Here is a 716-nt window from a genome sequence, read left to right on the forward strand (position 1 = left end):
CGCGCTCGCGCAGGAGTTCGACGGCGCGGCGCGCACGCGCGCATTCAGCCTGCTCGGCACGACCTTCGGCATCGGGCTCGCGTTCGGGCCCGTGCTGGCCGGCGCGCTGATCGGGCACGGCGGCTGGCGCACGATCTTCGTGACGAGCGCGGTGGCCGGCGGGCTGTCGCTCGGCTTCGGGCTGCCGCGCATGCACGAGTCGCGCGACCCGCACGCGACGGGGCTCGACTGGCCCGGCACGGCCGCGTTCACCGCCGCGCTGACGCTGTTCACGTTCGGCGTGATCGAAGCCCCCGCACGCGGATGGTCGAACGCGCTCGTGATCGCGCTGCTGGCCGGCGCGGCGCTCGGCGCCTGCGCGTTCGTGGCGATCGAGACGCGGGTCGCGCGGCCGATGCTCGACCTGTCGCTGTTCCGGATCGCGCGCTTCGTCGGCGTGCAGGTGCTGCCGGTGTCGACCTGCTGCTGCTACATCGTGCTGCTCGTCGTGCTGCCGCTGCGCTTCATCGGCATCGACGGCTTCAGCGAGATCGACGCCGGCTGGCTGATGCTCGCGATTTCCGCGCCGATGCTGGTCGTGCCGCTGGTCGCGGCGACGCTCACGCGCTGGCTGACGGCCGGCGTGATCTCGGGGCTCGGGCTGCTGATCGCGGCGGCCGGGCTGGTGTGGCTGGACGTCGCGCTGCGCGGCGGCGCGGGGCCGGCGGCGATCGCGC

1 protein-coding gene is annotated in these 716 nt (G+C 74.4%); it reads left to right on the forward strand.

Annotation, left to right across the window (positions count from 1 at the left end; all coding sequences use genetic code 11):
- Positions 1–716: MFS transporter (locus DPV74_RS41670; protein WP_119339303.1), on the forward strand; the 716-nt coding region annotated here is incomplete at both ends.

Origin of the sequence: Burkholderia sp. HAN2018, assembly GCF_024704855.1 — a bacterium.
Taxonomy (GTDB): Bacteria; Pseudomonadota; Gammaproteobacteria; order Burkholderiales; family Burkholderiaceae; genus Burkholderia; species Burkholderia cepacia.